The sequence below is a fragment of the Gordonia hankookensis genome (assembly GCF_014673215.1).
GTDB classification, from domain to species: Bacteria; Actinomycetota; Actinomycetes; order Mycobacteriales; family Mycobacteriaceae; genus Gordonia; species Gordonia hankookensis.
Genome location: NZ_JACWMS010000001.1, coordinates 1,570,948 through 1,586,987 on the forward strand (window position 1 = coordinate 1,570,948; position 16,040 = coordinate 1,586,987).

Here is a 16,040-nt window from a genome sequence, read left to right on the forward strand (position 1 = left end):
ACGACAATCGGCACCACAGACACCGACCGAGTGAAGGAACCGCACACGATGTCGTCCGACCGTATTCTGCCCCTGGTGCTACCCGAGACCGAGTTCTTCTGGACCTCGGGCAAAGACGGCCACCTCCGTGTCCAGGAGTGCCTCGCCTGCGACAGTCTGATCCACCCGCCGAAACCCATCTGCCCGCACTGCCGATCCGGCAGAACACATGAGCGAGCGGTGTCCGGTAACGGAATCCTGTTCGGGTACACCGTGAACGAGCGGTTCTCGATCCCCGGCCTGAATCCGCCGTACGTGGTCGCCGAGGTCGCGCTCGACGAGGATCCCCGCGTCCGCCTCACCACCCGGCTGGTCGGCTGCCAGCACGATGACATCCGACTGGGTATGCCGGTCGAGGTCGTCTTCGAGCACCACGACGACGTCTGGCTTCCGCTGTTCCGGCCGATTCCCTCCGCCGGCACCTCCCCGGACGCCGAGCTACGTGAACTCCCCGACGATCCCATCGCACCCGGGGATTATCCGAAGCATGTCCGCCCGATGGCCTCGCGCGAGAAGTTCGAGGACAAGGCGATTCTCAGCGGCATCGGAGCGTCGGAGATCGGTCGTCGTCTGATGCGCGAGCCGCTGGCGTTGACGATCGAGGCGTGTGAACGCGCCGTCGCCGACGCCGGCCTGACATTCGACGAGATCGACGGACTCTCGACCTACCCGTCCGGCGGTCCCGAGGGCGGCTACAGCGAAGGTGGCATCACCGCACTGGAATCTGCGCTGCGCATCCAGCCAACCTGGTACAACGGCGGCGGCGAGACCTTCGGGCCCGGCGGCTCGGTGATCGCAGCGATGATGGCGGTGGCCACCGGACTGGCCCGGCACGTCCTGTGCTTCCGTACCGTCTGGCAGTCCACCCACGACGAGTTGCTGCGTCAGGGCCGCCTTCCTGCACCCTCCGCCACGCGGGTCAGCGGTCTGATGGGATGGTCGCTGCCGTTCGGTGGCGTCTCGGCGGCGCACACTCTCGCCCAGACCGCGCACCGACATTTCCACAGGTACGGCACCTCACGGGAGACGCTCGGGTGGATCGCACTCAATCAGCGCGCCAACGCGGCCTTGAATCCCGCTGCCGTCTACCGTGATCCACTGACGATGGACGACTACCTCTCGGCGCGCACCATCACCACACCGTTCGGGCTCCTCGACTGCGACGTGCCCTGCGATGCCGCGGTGGCAGTCGTCGTGTCGGCCGCCGACACCGCCGCGGACGTGGCGAAACCGCCGGTCCGCGTAGAGGCCGTCGGCACCCAGCTGATCGAGAAGCTCGACTGGGACCAGAGCACGTCCACGCACGAACCGCAGGTGCTGGGACCGGCCGCGCATCTGTGGTCGCGCACGGATCTCCGGCCGGCCGACGTCGACATCGCCGAACTCTATGACGGCTTCACGTTCAACTGCCTGTCGTGGATCGAGGCATTGGGCTTCTGCGGCATCGGCGAGGGCAAGGACTTTCTCGACGGTGGACGGAATATCGCCCGTGACGGCCTGCTGCCCCTGAACACCCACGGGGGCCAGCTGTCGCACGGACGCACTCACGGGATGGGGTTGTTGCACGAGGCCATCACCCAGTTGCGCGGCGAGGCCGGGGAGCGTCAGGTGAGCGACGCGCGGGTCGGTGTCGTGAGCAGCGGCGGCCTCACGCCGAGCGGCGTGATGTTGCTGCGATCTGACCGGTGATCTCGGCAGCGTCGGCCGTCAGAGATGAACTCGCCGCGATCCCCTCGTCGGGTTCGGGGATTACGTCGACCGGAGATCTGCGACGATCCGCGACTTCGCCTCCGCCGACAGATTCGTGGGCAGTGCGGGTACCGCACGGTCGATCACTCCTGCACACCTGTCGAGGAGCCCGTCGGCGACCTCGTCGACGGGTGCGACGACCGCGAAGGTCGCCAGGATCTCGTCGGTGATCAACTCCCCCATCGTCTCCCATTCCCCCCGCAGCGACAGGTCGTGGAGTTCTGTCTGCAGGTCTCCCCATCCGTGCAGTTCGAGCACCTTCCGATAGGCCGGGGTCGACCCGTAGAAGGCGATCTGACGGCGCGTGGCCGCGGCCGCCTCGACGAAGCCCTGTTCCGTCTCGCCGGTGACCACGAAGACCGGTGAGGTCAACTGGAACCCGGCTCGTGCGCGACCAGATCTGTCGAGGCCGCGCTGAACCATCGGTGATGTCACCTCGTCCAGGAAGCGCCGGGTGGTGAATGGGTGGGTCAGCAGACCGTCGGCAACCTCACCGCACATCTCGGTCACCCTCTCGCCCACCGCGGCCAGGAACACCTTGGGCGCCGGATACGGGTTGGGCTCCGGTGTGAACATCGGCGACATGATCTTGTGGGTGTAGAACCGGCCCTCGAACCGCAGCCTGGTGCCGTCTTGCCACGCCGACCAGATGGCTTGCAGCGCATCGACGAACTCGCGCATGCGCTCGGCCGGCTCGCTCCAGGGCATCCCGAAGCGCTTTTCGATGTGCGGTTTGATCTGCGTACCCAGGCCGAGGTTGAACCGCCCGTGCGAGAGATCCTGGAGGTCCCAGGCCAGACTCGCCACCGACATCGGATTCCGCGCGAACGCGACCGCGATGTTGGTCCCCAGCTCGATACGCGATGTGTGTTCCGCGGCCAGGGTCAATGCCAGGAACGGATCGTGATTGGTCTCGCCCGCCCAGCAGCCGTCGAACCCCTGGTCCTCGACGGTTCTCGCCGATTCGGGGACCCCGGTGAGGCGACTGGCCACCCCGGAATCGATCGCCAGGCGTCCGCGTCCGGGCTCGCCCGTGTGTGTCGTCCCTGTCTGGGTCGTCCCTGTCTGCGTCATTCCTGCGTGCGTCATCCCTCTCTGCGTCATCCTTCCCCTCCCGGCTTCAGCAGGATCTTGCAATGCCTCTCGCGCGCACGGAGATCCGTGAACGACTTCGCAGCGTCCTCCAGCGTGCGCACCCCGGTGATGAATGGCGCGACGTCGATGGTCCCGTCGGCGATCCAGTCGAGCGCTCGCGCGAACTCCTCGGGCCGATAGGCGAACACGAACCGCAGCGACAATTCCTTCACGTTCGCGATCATGGGTGTCACCGTGTCGGGCTCGGTGCACACGCCCACCACCACGATCCGCGTGTGCGCATGAACCGAATTCATCACCTCGGCGAGAATGCCGGGCAGGCCAACACATTCGAAGAGAACGGTATGGGCGCGTCGGTCCGACTCCAACAGAGGCGACGAGGGCAATTCCCGCCCGGCGAGTTCGGTCCACCGACGATAGGGAGAATGATGCCCGGGATCGACCACCACGTCGGCACCGATCCGCTCGGCCACACTACGTCGGCTCGGCGAGAAGTCGGCCGCGACGACCGGCCCGTGCCCGGCGGCCTTCAGCGTTGCGATCACCGCCAATCCGACGGGGCCGCATCCGATGACAAGCGCGACGTCGTCGGTGTCCATCTGCGCTTCGGCGACCGCATGCGCACCCACAGCGAGCGGCTCCGCAAGGGCGGCGTGGTCGGCGATCATCGCCTCGGGCACTGGGAGCAGACGCCTGTCCTGTAACACCATCTGCTCCGAGAGCCCACCGGATGCGAGGGGCGACAGCCCGATCAGTTGCGGCCCGTCGGCTGTGTCGAGATAGGGAACAGAGGTCACGACCGAACCGACGGGGAATCGGCCCCGACCCCCCGGACCGTTGTCGAGGATGCGGCCGACGAACTCGTGGCCGAGGATGATCGGTGGCACCAGATCGGGCATCTCGGCCTGCGTCGACACCAGATGCATGTCCGATCCGCAGATCCCGCAGGCGAGCGGCTCCACCAGAACCTGGCCTGGGCCGGGCAACGGATCGTCGACCACTTCGACCCCGACCACGCCATCCCGGGCGACAACTGCGCGCACGGCAAACTCCTCCCCTACACCGGAACAGTGTATTACTGTAATAGCAACAGTAATCAATGCGATGGCAGCCTGCGACGCATTGACGAATGAAGTGCGAGCGAGTGGAGGCGACGATGGAGGTTCCGTTCACCTGGAAGGTCACCGGGTGGTTCGTGATCGGCTGGTCACCGGAGTTCCCCGAGGGAGAGACGAAACCGCTGCACTACTTCGGTGAGGATCTCGTCGCCTACCGCGACGACTCGGGTGAACTCCACGTGATGACCGGTCACTGCAAGCACCTCGGCGCTCACCTCGGGCACGGCGGCAAGGTGGTCGGCGACTGCGTCGAGTGCCCGTTCCACGGATGGCGGTGGGGCCCCGACGGCTCCAACCGATACATCCCGTATGAGCCCGACCGGCCCAACAAGGTCCTGAGGCTTCAGGTCTATCCGGTCCGCGAGCAGTACGGCATCGTCTTCATGTGGCACCAGCCCGAAGGTGAACCGCCGCAGTGGGACCTACCCGACATCTTCGCCAAGTTCCCGGAGATCACGGCCGGACCGGAAGAGTACTACCGGATCTATCCCGAGTTCTCGCGTCGTGCCGAGCGAGAGCCGGTGCACCCGCAGATCGTCGCGGAGAACGGGCCGGACAGTTCACACTTCCGCTATGTGCACGGCGCGAGCGTCACCCCGGTGTGCCTGGAATGGGAGGCCGTCGACAACGAGTGGCGCTTCCTCACGGGCTGGCCGGACGCGGACAGCGATGATCCCGACACGATGTCGTTGCGTATCCACAGTCACTTCTCGGGACTCGGGTATGCCATGAGCGCCTTCGAAGGCGCCCAGAATCACCGGCTCATCTTCGCGTGCACGCCTGTCGACGACGGTTACTCGGATCTCTTCTATTCGATCTGGTGGCCGAAACGCAGTCTCGACGAGCCCGACATCCCGCCCGAGGACATCCAGCGGAAGGTCGAGGACCGTTTCCTCGTGACCGTTTTCGAGGATCTCGGCATCTGGCGCTACCAGAAGTACGTGGAGCGACCGCCACTCGCGCGCATCGACGCGAAACCGTACATGGCGATGCGCCGGTGGGCGACCCAGTTCTATGACGTACCACCGGCCGACACCCACGCGGGAGTGTGAGCACGACGCTGGCGGAACTCGTCGACCCACGCCATACCGCCATCGTCACGCAGGAGTGCCAGGGTGCGGTCGTCGGGCCGGATGCCGGCCTGAAGGCCCTGGCCGACGAGGCGCGCCGCGAGGCGCTGCCCAACATCGGCAGGCTCCTCGAGGTCGCCCGCGACGTCGACGTGCCCGTCATCCACTGTCTGGTCGCGAGACGCGGCGACGGGCTCGGCTCCAACCACAACGCCAAGCTGTTCGAGGTCGGCCGCAGTCAGGTGTCGATCACACCGGGCAGCCCCGGAGCCTCATTGGTACCCGAACTCGGCCCGGAGCCATCCGATGTGATCCTCACTCGCCTCCACGGCATCGGTCCGATGGGCGGTACCGACCTCGACGCCGTGCTGCGCAACCTCGGCATCACGACCATCGTCGCCGTCGGCGTCTCACTGAACGTCGCGATCCCGAATCTCGTCATGGACGCGGTCAACGCCTCGTATCGGGTCGTACTCCCGCGCGATGCAGTCGCCGGCGTGCCGACCGAATACGGTGAGGCCATGATCCGCAACACCTTACGGATGTTGTGTACCGTCACGACCACCGACGAGTTGTCCTCGGCCTGGGCGCGGGCGTGAGGGCCGACCGACACCGCATGAGATCTCGCCGCCGAGCAGACCGAGGCCGTGTGCGAGACGCCCGTACCGGATCGCGGGCCACCCAAAGGCCCCGGACATCCGGGACGTGCCGTCGGGCTGCCCGCACACGCGGAGTTGGGTTGGCCCGATGGTGAAGACGCTGGGGCAGCAGGGGTATGAGCAGGTCCTGACGGCCGTCTGGACGCCCCAGGCCGGTGTCGAGGTGCCGGAGATCGACCTGCCTGCAGAATGGGAAGTGGCACTACGTCGGGTCGGTCACGACCTGCGCGCCCGCCAATACGCCGGCCGGATCGAGCGCATCGACTGGGTCGGCGAGTACGACGACCACAGCGGTTACGTGGCCGTGCTGAGTTCGGTCACGAGCGAGGGGCGACCCGCCGAAGGTCTGGGCACCTGCGAAGCGGCGCCGCTCGACAGCACCGAGGACGAGATTGCCCGATACCTGGCCTATGTCGTTCAGGATGAAGTGGCCCGGGCTCACGTCGCCTGGCCGTGGGCAGACGGCGGCGGATTCTGCACGCCGCGCCTCGCCGACGACGAAGCGGTGTGGGTCGACGGACGCGGCCAGAATATCGGTCAGATCGGCCGATTGGGCGATACCGCGGGATGAGCAGTGGGCTCGCGAAGTTCTCCAGATCCCTGTCGAAACGGGCTTGCACACCGGCAGACCATGCAATAGACTTCGAACATACGTTCGACTCGATGCTTCCGGGGGGTGCAGCGCGATGGCGTACCACGCCGAGGAATCCGCGATCTCTGCCCGCTACCGTGAACTCCACGCCCTCCTCGACGAGATCGAAGAACTCGAGACCACGGCCGCAACCGACACCGAGATCGTCGCTGCCGCAGAGTCTCACGAGCGCGCGGCTCGGCGGATGAGCTGGATCGGACACCGTCGGGTGTTGGACGTCTCCGACCGTGACGCACACCGCAAGTCCGGCTACCGGTCGCTGGCCGATTTCATGTCCTATCGGCTACGCATCAGCGATCCGCGACGCCGGATGAAGCAGATGGAGGCGGTGGGCCGGATGTATTCGATCGTCGGCGAGCTCCTGCCACCGCGCTGCCCGAACACCGCGCGAGCGCTGGCCGAGGGCGCCATCGGCCCCGCTCACGTCCAGGCAGTCCTGGAGACACTCGACCGCATTCCCGCGGCCATACCCGCCGACGAGAAGGACGCGGCCGAAGCCATGTTCGCCGATCTGGCCCGCGAACACACTCCGCGCGAACTCACCGACCTGGGCGCACGTCTGCTCGCCCACCTGGACCCCAACGGCACCCTCACCGACGACCGCGACCGCAAGAGGCAACGCGGATTGAGCCTCGGCAAGCAGGACGCCCAGTCCATGAGCAGACTCCGCGGCAGCCTCGACCCCACAACCCGCGCCATGTTCGACGTCGTACTCGCTGCCTGGGCGGAGCCGGGAATGAACAACCCCGACGACGACCAATCGCCTGCCGGAATGAAGGACAATGCCGACCCGAGAACGCTGAGAGAAGCTGCCCAGCGCGACAACAGGTCACCAGCGCAACGCAACCACGATGCACTCAAGGCCCTGCTCGAGACAGCTCTGGACGGCGGCGCCCTCGGCACCAGCCACCGCGGCCTGCCACCGCACCTGATCGTCAAGATCACCGAATCCGAACTCCGCGAGCTCGCAGGCGTCGGACACACCGCCACCGGTGCCCGCTTGCCGATCAGCGACGTCGTCGAGCTGGCCGCCCGCGCCCACATGCACTTGGCCGTGTTCGCCGACCACACCGCACAGTCGCTCTACCTCGGCACCGCCAAGAGACTCGCCAACCAGGCACAGCGATTCATGCTCTTCGCCCAGCCCGGCGGGAGCGGCTGCTCGTGCCCCAGCTGCAGCCAACCGTTCACACAAGTCGAAGTCCATCACGCCGAACGAGATTGGGCCGACGGCGGCCTCACCGACATCAACCAACTCGCACCGGCATGCCCCCGGCACAACCGAATGGTCGGCCCCAAACCCGGACAGTGGACAACCCGCATCATCCGAGAAGGGCCCGACGCCGGACACGCCGAATGGGCACTCAACACCGACGGCACCGGCCCACCCCCACCTGCACGCGTCAACCGCGGCCACAGCATCGGCGACGTCTTCCACCGTTACGTTCGCGAAGAGGCGATGACCCCTGCCCACAACCCGGTTGAACCGAGCACACCAACGGCTCGCGACAACCGGTCGATCGCCGAGCGCGGTCTCGGCCGGCTACTCGCCCACGGATGCCCCCAACGCACCCGGATCGATATCAGTCACTGGCCGGCAACGCTTTCGACTCCTTGAATACGAGAACCACATCGCCCACCGACAATGCACCGGCACCCGCCTTCGTCACCAGGACCTCGGCACCTCCCTCATCGACGTAACGCTTGCCGAGCACCGTCCCGCCCGCGAACCGATCATCGAGAGAGACGCCATCAGCCGCCGGAGTACCCACTTCCACCATCGCGACACCGCCGCACCGTAGATCGTCCAGCGAATCCGCCGGGCTGATCACGATGACCTGGGTGTCGCACACCTGGCTCGCCAACCGACTACCAGTCTTGATCATCACATGCTCCTTTGCTATTCAGCCCGCACCGGGCGAAGTTCCGCAACCAGAACGCGCCGCAGAAGTTTTCCGGTCGGGGTGGTCGGCAGATCGTCGCGGAACACCACTCGATCAGGCGTCCGGGAGCCGCGCAGTCGACCGCGGACAAAGGCCCGCAGCTCTTCGGGATCCGGATCGGTGCCGGCCCTCGGCACCACGACGGCGGTCATCGCCTGACCCCACTCGACGTCGTCCACACCGATCACGGCCACCGACCGGACCTGTGGATGCTCCACCAGCACATCCTCCACTTCGGCCGGCGAGATGTTCTCCCCGCCGCGGATGATCGTGTCGTCGGAACGGCCCCCGATGTACAGATAGCCATCCGTATCGAAGCTCGCGACATCCTTCGTCGGAAACCATCCGTCCGCGTCCAGCACGGATCCGATGTCGGAGTACTTCCCGGACACCTGCGGGCCCCGGATGAACAGCTCACCGGTCTCGCCGACGGGCACCACATCTCCGGACTCGTCCCGGATCTGCAATTCGACCCCAGGCACCGGACGCCCTACCGATCCCAGCCGCCGTGCGATGGCAGGTTCGTCTGCGCCGAGAGCGTCCCGATGATCCTGCGGCGTGAGAATCGTTATGGTGGAACTGGTCTCGGTCAGGCCGTAGGCATTCACCAGTCCGACGTGCGGCAGCAACTCCAGCGTCCGGCGCACCAGCGGCAGCGGGACCTTGGCCCCGCCATACGCGAGGTTGCGCAGAGTGGGCAGCGTGGCCTCCTCTGCCTCGATGACGGCGACGATCCGGTCGAGCATCGTCGGGACCACGGTCGCCGTCGTGATGCGCTCCTCTCCCACCAGCCGCACCCATGCGACCGGCTCGAACTGGCGCAGATAGACCATCCGGCGTCCCGCGAAGAGATTGGTGAGCGCCGCCCCCACGCCCGCTATGTGATAGGGCGGGACGCAGATCAGCACCGCGTCGTCAGGGTCAGCCGAAGCGAAATCGACTGTGCCCATGACATAGTTGGTCAGATTCCCATGGGTGAGCTCGACGGCCTTCGGACGCGACGTCGTTCCCGAGGTGAACAGCACCACCGCCACCGTGTCGGGGTCGACGGCGACGCCTGCGACAGTGCCATCGAACTCGGGCAGTGGTTGTTCGAGTGGCGGCGTCTCGAGTGACGCCAGGAAGTCTGCGGAATCGATGGTCTGTATGCCTGCCCCCTCGACCACACCGACATACTCGTAGTCCGCGATCACCACCGGATCGGGCAACCGTCCGATGAGCTCGCGCAACGCCGATTCGCCGAGGCGGTAGTTCAGCGGCGTGAACGCCAGACCGGCGCGCGCCGAGGCAAAGATCAGGAGTGGCAACAGCACCCCTCCGGTTCCGACGTACACCACGTGCCCCGCCCCGGTGGCGGCAATCCGGTCCGCACCTCGGGCACTCATGCGGTCGATGTCGGCCACGGTCACCCGCACGTCGTCTGATGCGATGGCGATCCGTTCCGGGTCGGTCGAGACCGCCATTTCCAGTAGCAAGGGAATACTCATGAGGTCACCTCAGGTCGGATGTGGTCGGTACTGAAGCGGACACGCGCTGACCATCACCACCGAGTCTGCGTCGCGTGCGTCGGCGCGCGCTCCGGATCGTGATGGCGGCGATCGTCCGCGCAGCGCGGCTGAAAGGCTGGACCGCGCTGGACGTGGTCACACTGAACGGCAGGTCCGAACCCACGACGGTGCGATAGTGACTGAACGTGTCGAACCCCGCCTTGCCGTGGTAGGCCCCCATCCCGCTGTTGCCCACACCGCCGAAAGGCGCTGCCGCAGGCAGCATGTGCAATCCGAACTCGTTGCGCGCGACGCCACCACTCCGGGTGTGTCGCACGTACTCCCGGAACGCGGCCCGGTCGGGACCGAACCAGTACGTCACCAGCGGCGCCGGCCGAGCATTGACGTGATCGACGACGTCGGACAGTCGATCGTACGGCTTGACCACCAGCACCGGGCCGAAGATCTCCTCGTGCGCGATCCTCATCCGATCGTCGACGTCGCGCACGATGGTCGGCGGGATCTTCCGTGAGTCCGGATCAGGCAGATCCTCACCCTGCGGGACAACGGTTTCGACACGCGCGCCATGACGGCGGGCATCCTCGATCAACCCGATCACGCGATCGAAATTCGCCTGGTTCACACTCGCCGGATACTGGGGATCATCGACCACCGAGGGAAATGCCGCGGCCAGCGTGTCTTTCGCCTGCGTGACAAAGGCATCGATCTGGCCATTCGGGACGAACACGTAGTCTGGGCAGACACAGACCTGACCGCCGTTCACCATGCGTCCCAGCGCTATCCGTGATGCTGACCGTCTGATGTCCGCATCGGGTGCGACGACGACAGGGTTCTTGCCGCCCAACTCGAGAGTGACCGGGACCAGGTTGTCCGACGCGGCGCGTTGCACGAGCTTGCCGACGCCCGGTGAACCGGTGAAGAAGAGGTGATCGAACGGCAGCGAGGAGAAGTCGGCCGCCGCCATCGCATCCCCGGTGACCACGGCGAGCTCGGCGGGGTCGAAATACTGTGCGGCCAAGGTCTTCATCAATTCCGCGGTCGCGGCGGTGACCTCCGACATCTTGATCATCACCCGATTGCCGGCGGCGAACGCCGCGACCGCAGGCACGATCACCAGCTGCACCGGGAAGTTCCACGGTCCGATGATGCCGACCACGCCGAGCGGGCTCGGCACGACCTCGGCGCGGATCCCCAATGCCCGACCGGCACGCAGGATCTTGCTCTCCCGCATCCACTTCGGGATGTTCGACCGGGTGTGTTCGATCTGTGAGATGCAGCCAACGATCTCCGTCGACAGGGTGCCGAGCCTCGACTTACTGCCGAAATCCTGCACCAGTGCATCGACGAGGGCATCGGCGTTGTCGACCATGAGGGCCACCAGCCGGTCTATGCGGTTGCGCCGCGTGGCCACGTCCGGTGGGCCATCGGCGAGGAAGGCCCGGCGCTGCATCTCCATCAGCGCGAGCATCTCGTCGCGGTGCGAGACCGACGCGGTGGTGTCTGCGGTTCCGTCAACGGTGCTCACAGCCCGCCCCTCACGACAGTTCGATCGGTCCGGCGTCCACGACCGACCGCAGCCAGCCCAGATCGACACCGGCATCCTCGGCCGCCACCACGCACGCCGCGACATCTTTCCGGAGAAAGGGCGAGGCAACCTTGGTGAAGGTCCCGACGTCGCCCAACAGCTGGACCGACGCGAGGGCATGACTCCTCCCACTGGAGACCGCGACCGCCGACAACAGCTGTTCGCCGCCGACTCCCAGCCGCTCGCCGAGTTCCACCGCGGCGGCCACGAGTTGGGCATTCGCGGCGAACAGCATGTTGTTGACGAGCTTCAGGTTGAGGGCACTGCCCGGTCCACCCGTTCGAAGGATCGGATCCGCGTACGCCGCCAGCACCGGCTCGGCCCGCTCCACGGCCGCCTCGTCACCGCCGAGGAGGACGGTGAGTCGGCCGGCCTCGATGTCGGTCGCCGCCCCGCTGACCGGTGCGTCGATGAGCGCCGGTCCGTCGGGGTACTCGGCACCGAGCTTCTCCAAGGTGCTGACGTTGCCGGTGGTGTGCGAGACCACCACACTGCCGGCTCTCGCGTTGGACATGAATCCATCTGGGCCACCGGCCAGATCGGCCAACTGAGCGTCCGAGAACAGGCAGACGATCAGGATGTCGGACCGGGCCGCGACATCGGCGACCGAGTCCGCGAGCCGCGCCCCCGCCTCCGCCAGCCGTTCCCGCACCTCGTCACGTCGTGCGTAGAGCACCACGTCGTGACCGGCACCGAGCAACCGGCGAACCATCGGCTCGCCCATCTGACCCGCACCGATGAATCCGATGATCTCTGGCACCGACGTCACCTCACCTTCCGCTGAAACCGTGTCCCGACCGTTGTCCACCTACCGCTCATCCCTTCCAGGGCACCGACTTCACATAGCCTCCGGCGTCGATCCGCAGCTGGGTGCCGGTGATGAATCGCGCGGAGTCGCTCGCCAGGAACACCACGGCCTCCGAGACGTCCTTGGGTTCGATGTAGGGCACGCGCATGGCCTGCATCGCCGGGAAGGCGACCTCCGCCTCCTCACGTGTCGGATGTTCGAGGTCGGGTCGAAACACCTTGTACATGCCCTCGTTGTGCAGCATGTCCGTGTTCACATTCGTCGGGTGCACCGCGTTGATCCGAATGTTCTTCTTGGCCAACTGCACAGCGAGGTCGTTGACGTAGCGCGCGACCATCTGCTTGGCAAGACTGTAGGCGGACCCACCCGGCCCCTGATTGGTGGCACTCCCCAGTTGCGCAGCCAGCGACCCGGTCGCGATGATCGACGCGCCCTCGCCGAGGTGCGGCAGACTGCCCTGCACCACATTGAAAACGCCGGCGAGGTCGGTGTCGATGGTGTCCGACCAGGATTGCAGGGTCTGCCCCTTGCCCATCGGGCAGATACCGGCGTTCGCGACCACGATGTCGAGTCGTCCGAGCTGCTTCACGCCGTCGGCGATCGCATTCCACACCGCACTGCGTTCACGCACGTCGGCCACGACGGAATGCACACGGACACCCTCCTTCTCGATGAACCGGACGGTCTCCTCGAGATCCTCCGGCCGCGCAAGCGGGTAGGTGTTGCCCTCGAGGTCCGCGCAGAGATCGAGCGCGATGATGTCGGCACCCTCCTGCGCCAGACTGATCGCGTGTGATCGCCCCTGTCCGCGGGCTGCGCCCGAGACGAGGGCCACCTTGTTGTCGAGTTTTCCCATGTTCTGGTGCCTTTCTGTGGTCACTGACGAGCTCGGGCCATGCGAATGTGTGTCACGACTTGTTCCGCGGCAGCCGGTACCCGATGGTCTTGGTCTCCAGATACTGCGAGAACCCCTCGAGGCCGCACTGTCGGCCCACCCCGCTGTTCTTGTAGCCGCCGAATGGTGCGTCGGCGCCGTAGAACATCCCGCCGTTCACGCCGAGCGAGCCGGTCCGGATGCGTCGCGCGACCGCCATGCCGCGCTCGTTGCCGGCGGAGAGGATCGCGCCGGCGAGCCCGAAGGCGCTGTCGTTCGCGATCCGTACCGCGTCGTCGTCATCGGTGAACGGCATGATCACCACCACCGGGCCGAAGATCTCCTGCTGTGCGATGGCCGCGGAGTTGTCGACCCCGGTGATGACGGTCGGTGCCACGAAGTGTCCGGCGCGGAGGTGATCGGGCAGACCGGCGTATTCGACTCCACCGGTGTGGAATTCGGCACCGTCGGTCCGGGCCTGCTCGAGGGCACCGAGCACCCGCTGCTTCTGTGCGGCACTGATCACCGGCCCGACAAAGGTGTCCGCCAGAGCCGGGTCCCCGACCGGGATCATCTGATAAGCCGCAGTCACGTTGGCGACGACCTCGTCGAGCAACGACTGATGCACCAGCAGGCGACTGTTGACCGCGCAGGCCTGTCCCGCGTGCGAACACGCACCCACGGCCCCCATGGTGACCTTGGACGGATCCGCGTCGTCGAGCACGATCATCGCCGACTTGCCGCCGAGTTCCAGGAAGGTCCGCTTCATCGTGGCTGCGCCCTCGCGCATGAGATGGCGGCCGACGGCGGTCGAACCGGTGAACGAGACGAGATCGACGCGTGGATCGCTCGCGAGCAATCCGGCGACCTCGTTGTCAGGGGTGGTCACCACGTTCACCACGCCGGGCGGGAAATCGGTCTTCTCCGCGATCAGGCGTCCGAGTCGCGCTGCGCTCCAGGGCGTGTTCGGATCGGGCTTGAGGACCACGGTGTTGCCTGCCGCCAGCGCAGGCCCGAGCTTGTTGAGGATGACCTCGATCGGATAGTTCGAGGGAGTGATGGCCGCGACCACCCCCGCCGGTTCCTTGACCACGGTTCGCACGTTGCGTGCACCGAACAGCCCGCCGCCGTCGAGGGTGCGCTCCCACTCGAAGTCATCGATGAGTGACGCCGGATAGCGCAACGAGTCGGCCAGCGGCCATTCGAGCTGGGCGTCGGAGGTGGACATCAGTGGGCAGCCGACCTCGGCGACGAGCTCTTCGCGCAGCTCTTCCTTCTCCGATTCGATGGCCGCCTGGAACTGGTCGAGACAACGCTTCCGGAGCGGCCGGTTGGTCGACCAATCGGTCTCGTCGAACGCCCGCCGCGCGGCACCGATGGCACGGTCCATGTCGTCGGCACCCGCAGCGGCCGCCACTCCCAGCACCAACCCGGTTGCCGGACTGAGATTCTCGAAGGTCACCTCACCGGTGGCCGGGGTCAACGCACCGTCGATGAGCAGCCTCGATTCCGATCGCTCGCCTGCGCGACGCCCGAGTTCCACACTCGGCGCCCCGGTACTCTCCACGACTTCGCTCACACAGCCCTCCTGCTCTACGCACATTCGCTCGCGTCCACCCGACCGGATGACTAACTGTAATTCTTACAGTAATATCTCTCAATGCTGTAGTGCCAATCTTTGGAGGGAACGCGGATGTCCGATCTGCTCAACGGTGTGGTGGTCGTGGAACTGGCGTCGTGGACGTATGTGCCCAGCGCAGGGGTGATTCTGCGCGATTGGGGGGCGGACGTGATCAAGATCGAGGACACGAAAGGCGGCGATCCATGCCGCTACCTGACGGTCGGCGGACTCGACCCCGCGGATTCACGTGTCAAGGCCAACTTCATGATGGAGATCGGCAACCACGGCAAGCGCAGCATCGCGATGGACATCAAGACCGACGAGGGGATCGCGATCTTCGGCAAACTCATCGCGAAGGCCGATGTGTTCCTGACCAATTGGCTGCCGGGTCAGCTCGATCGTGCCGGTCTGTCGATCGAGAGGATCCGTTCCTTCAACCCGAATGTGGTGATCGCGCGCGGCAGCGGACAGGGCCCGCTCGGACCCGACCGGGACAAGGGCGGATTCGACGGGTCCTCGTACACCGCCCGCGCAGGGGTGGCCAACGCGCTGTCTCCGGAGAACGCCGAGTTCCCGTTTGCGCAGGGACCCGCCTTCGGCGACCTGCAGGGCGGGAGCACGCTGGCGGGCGGGATCGCCGCGGCGCTCTTTGCACGCGAGCGGACAGGTCGCACGGCAGTGGTCGACGGGTCGTTGCTCGCCCAGGGTATGTGGGCGGTCGCCCCGGACATCTCGGCGGCCGATTATCACGGCATAGAGCGCATCCCGCCGTACGCGTTCGGTGACGCCCCGAATCCTGTGGTGAACCGCTACAAGACCCGTGACGACCGGTGGGTGCAGCTGCTGTTCCTCCAGGCAGACCGGTACTGGAAGGGATTCTGCGAGCGCATCGGCCGGCCCGAACTCGGTGTCGACGAACGGTTCACGCCGCTGGCGAATCTGACCCGCAACAAGGACGAGGCGACCAAGATACTCCGCGAGATCTTCGCCGAACGCGACCTCGACGAGTGGCAGAAGGTCCTCGTCGACGAGCCGGGGGTGTGGGAGACCATCCAGACCCCCGAGGAAGTACTCGACGACCGACAGGCGGTGGCCAACGGGTACCTGATGAGCGTGCCCGACGCCGACGGAAACGTCTTCCGGACCGTCGGTGCACCCATCCAGTTCGACGAGACGCCACCGGCGCCCGGTCGCTCCCCCGAGCACGGCGAGCACACCGAGGAGATTCTTCAGGAGCTCGGCATGACCTGGGACGACATCATCGCCGCCAAGGTCTCGGGAGCTGTTCTCTGACAGCGTCTGTCGGACATATGAATACG

General features: G+C 66.2%; 14 protein-coding genes. 6 read left to right on the forward strand and 8 right to left on the reverse strand.

The window, feature by feature from the left end:
• The first annotated feature begins 48 nt into the window (after window positions 1–48).
• On the forward strand, window positions 49–1,728 hold the full coding sequence (locus IDF66_RS07070; RefSeq protein ID WP_190266180.1) for a thiolase C-terminal domain-containing protein: 1,680 nt from the start codon (window positions 49–51) through the stop codon (window positions 1,726–1,728).
• A 60-nt stretch (window positions 1,729–1,788) separates the two neighbouring features.
• Here the strand turns inward: IDF66_RS07070 and IDF66_RS07075 are convergent, their stop codons facing one another.
• Window positions 1,789–2,862 carry an LLM class F420-dependent oxidoreductase gene (locus tag IDF66_RS07075; RefSeq protein WP_190266181.1) on the reverse strand — a complete coding sequence of 358 codons (1,074 nt, stop codon included), beginning with the start codon at window positions 2,860–2,862 and terminating at the stop codon, window positions 1,789–1,791.
• Between the two features lie 26 nt (window positions 2,863–2,888).
• Complete coding sequence (locus tag IDF66_RS07080; protein ID WP_190266182.1) at window positions 2,889–3,926, reverse strand: zinc-binding dehydrogenase; 1,038 nt, start codon at window positions 3,924–3,926, stop codon at window positions 2,889–2,891.
• Window positions 3,927–4,039: 113 nt separating this feature from the next.
• Here IDF66_RS07080 and IDF66_RS07085 point away from each other — a divergent pair, with 113 nt between their 5' ends.
• The 4 genes from IDF66_RS07085 to IDF66_RS07100 all read left to right on the forward strand — a co-directional run bounded on the left by IDF66_RS07085 (window position 4,040) and on the right by IDF66_RS07100 (window position 8,000).
• Window positions 4,040–5,053 (forward strand): Rieske 2Fe-2S domain-containing protein, encoded by a 1,014-nt coding sequence (locus IDF66_RS07085; RefSeq protein WP_190266183.1) that lies wholly within the window; start codon window positions 4,040–4,042, stop codon window positions 5,051–5,053.
• Window positions 5,050–5,670, forward strand: a complete 621-nt coding sequence (locus tag IDF66_RS07090) for a cysteine hydrolase (protein WP_190266184.1) — start codon at window positions 5,050–5,052, stop codon at window positions 5,668–5,670. Before IDF66_RS07085 ends, IDF66_RS07090 begins: the two co-directional genes overlap by 4 nt.
• A gap of 148 nt (window positions 5,671–5,818) precedes the next feature.
• Window positions 5,819–6,301: a hypothetical protein gene (locus IDF66_RS07095; RefSeq protein ID WP_190266185.1), complete on the forward strand. Its 483-nt coding sequence runs from the start codon at window positions 5,819–5,821 to the stop codon at window positions 6,299–6,301.
• A gap of 115 nt (window positions 6,302–6,416) precedes the next feature.
• Complete coding sequence (locus IDF66_RS07100; RefSeq protein ID WP_190266186.1) at window positions 6,417–8,000, forward strand: HNH endonuclease signature motif containing protein; 1,584 nt, start codon at window positions 6,417–6,419, stop codon at window positions 7,998–8,000.
• On the opposite strand, the gene IDF66_RS07105 is transcribed toward IDF66_RS07100, so the two are convergent.
• The 6 genes from IDF66_RS07105 to IDF66_RS07130 are packed head-to-tail and all read right to left on the reverse strand — an operon-like array spanning window position 7,966 to window position 14,679.
• Window positions 7,966–8,268 carry a hypothetical protein gene (locus tag IDF66_RS07105; RefSeq protein WP_190266187.1) on the reverse strand — a complete coding sequence of 101 codons (303 nt, stop codon included), beginning with the start codon at window positions 8,266–8,268 and terminating at the stop codon, window positions 7,966–7,968. The two genes, IDF66_RS07100 and IDF66_RS07105, sit on opposite strands and share 35 nt — an antisense overlap.
• Window positions 8,269–8,282: 14 nt before the next feature.
• The gene (locus IDF66_RS07110) at window positions 8,283–9,812 is read right to left on the reverse strand and encodes a class I adenylate-forming enzyme family protein (protein WP_190266188.1); all 1,530 of its coding nucleotides are present in this window, start codon (window positions 9,810–9,812) and stop codon (window positions 8,283–8,285) included.
• Between the two features lie 4 nt (window positions 9,813–9,816).
• The gene (locus IDF66_RS07115; protein WP_317628608.1) at window positions 9,817–11,358 is read right to left on the reverse strand and encodes a coniferyl aldehyde dehydrogenase; all 1,542 of its coding nucleotides are present in this window, start codon (window positions 11,356–11,358) and stop codon (window positions 9,817–9,819) included.
• A 10-nt stretch (window positions 11,359–11,368) separates the two neighbouring features.
• Entirely contained in the window at window positions 11,369–12,178 is an 810-nt protein-coding gene (locus tag IDF66_RS07120) for an NAD(P)-dependent oxidoreductase (RefSeq protein ID WP_190266190.1), read from the reverse strand.
• A gap of 55 nt (window positions 12,179–12,233) precedes the next feature.
• Window positions 12,234–13,082, reverse strand: coding sequence for a mycofactocin-coupled SDR family oxidoreductase (locus IDF66_RS07125; RefSeq protein ID WP_164310659.1), 849 nt, complete (start codon window positions 13,080–13,082; stop codon window positions 12,234–12,236).
• A 52-nt stretch (window positions 13,083–13,134) separates the two neighbouring features.
• Window positions 13,135–14,679: an aldehyde dehydrogenase family protein gene (locus IDF66_RS07130; RefSeq protein WP_317628609.1), complete on the reverse strand. Its 1,545-nt coding sequence runs from the start codon at window positions 14,677–14,679 to the stop codon at window positions 13,135–13,137.
• A gap of 114 nt (window positions 14,680–14,793) precedes the next feature.
• Between IDF66_RS07130 and IDF66_RS07135 the strand changes: the two genes are divergently transcribed.
• Complete coding sequence (locus IDF66_RS07135) at window positions 14,794–16,014, forward strand: CaiB/BaiF CoA transferase family protein (protein WP_190266192.1); 1,221 nt, start codon at window positions 14,794–14,796, stop codon at window positions 16,012–16,014.
• The last annotated feature ends 26 nt before the right edge of the window (window positions 16,015–16,040 follow it).

Bases quoted from the DNA above. Each gene is read 5' to 3' on its own strand.
- IDF66_RS07070 (WP_190266180.1), top strand. From the start codon at position 49: ATGTCGTCCGACCGTATTCTGCCCCTGGTGCTACCCGAGACCGAGTTC.
- IDF66_RS07075 (WP_190266181.1), bottom strand. From the start codon at position 2,862: ATGACGCAGACAGGGACGACCCAGACAGGGACGACACACACGGGCGAG.
- IDF66_RS07085 (WP_190266183.1), top strand. From the start codon at position 4,040: ATGGAGGTTCCGTTCACCTGGAAGGTCACCGGGTGGTTCGTGATCGGC.
- IDF66_RS07095 (WP_190266185.1), top strand. From the start codon at position 5,819: ATGGTGAAGACGCTGGGGCAGCAGGGGTATGAGCAGGTCCTGACGGCC.
- IDF66_RS07100 (WP_190266186.1), top strand. From the start codon at position 6,417: ATGGCGTACCACGCCGAGGAATCCGCGATCTCTGCCCGCTACCGTGAA.
- IDF66_RS07105 (WP_190266187.1), bottom strand. From the start codon at position 8,268: ATGATCAAGACTGGTAGTCGGTTGGCGAGCCAGGTGTGCGACACCCAG.
- IDF66_RS07110 (WP_190266188.1), bottom strand. From the start codon at position 9,812: ATGAGTATTCCCTTGCTACTGGAAATGGCGGTCTCGACCGACCCGGAA.
- IDF66_RS07125 (WP_164310659.1), bottom strand. From the start codon at position 13,082: ATGGGAAAACTCGACAACAAGGTGGCCCTCGTCTCGGGCGCAGCCCGC.
- IDF66_RS07135 (WP_190266192.1), top strand. From the start codon at position 14,794: ATGTCCGATCTGCTCAACGGTGTGGTGGTCGTGGAACTGGCGTCGTGG.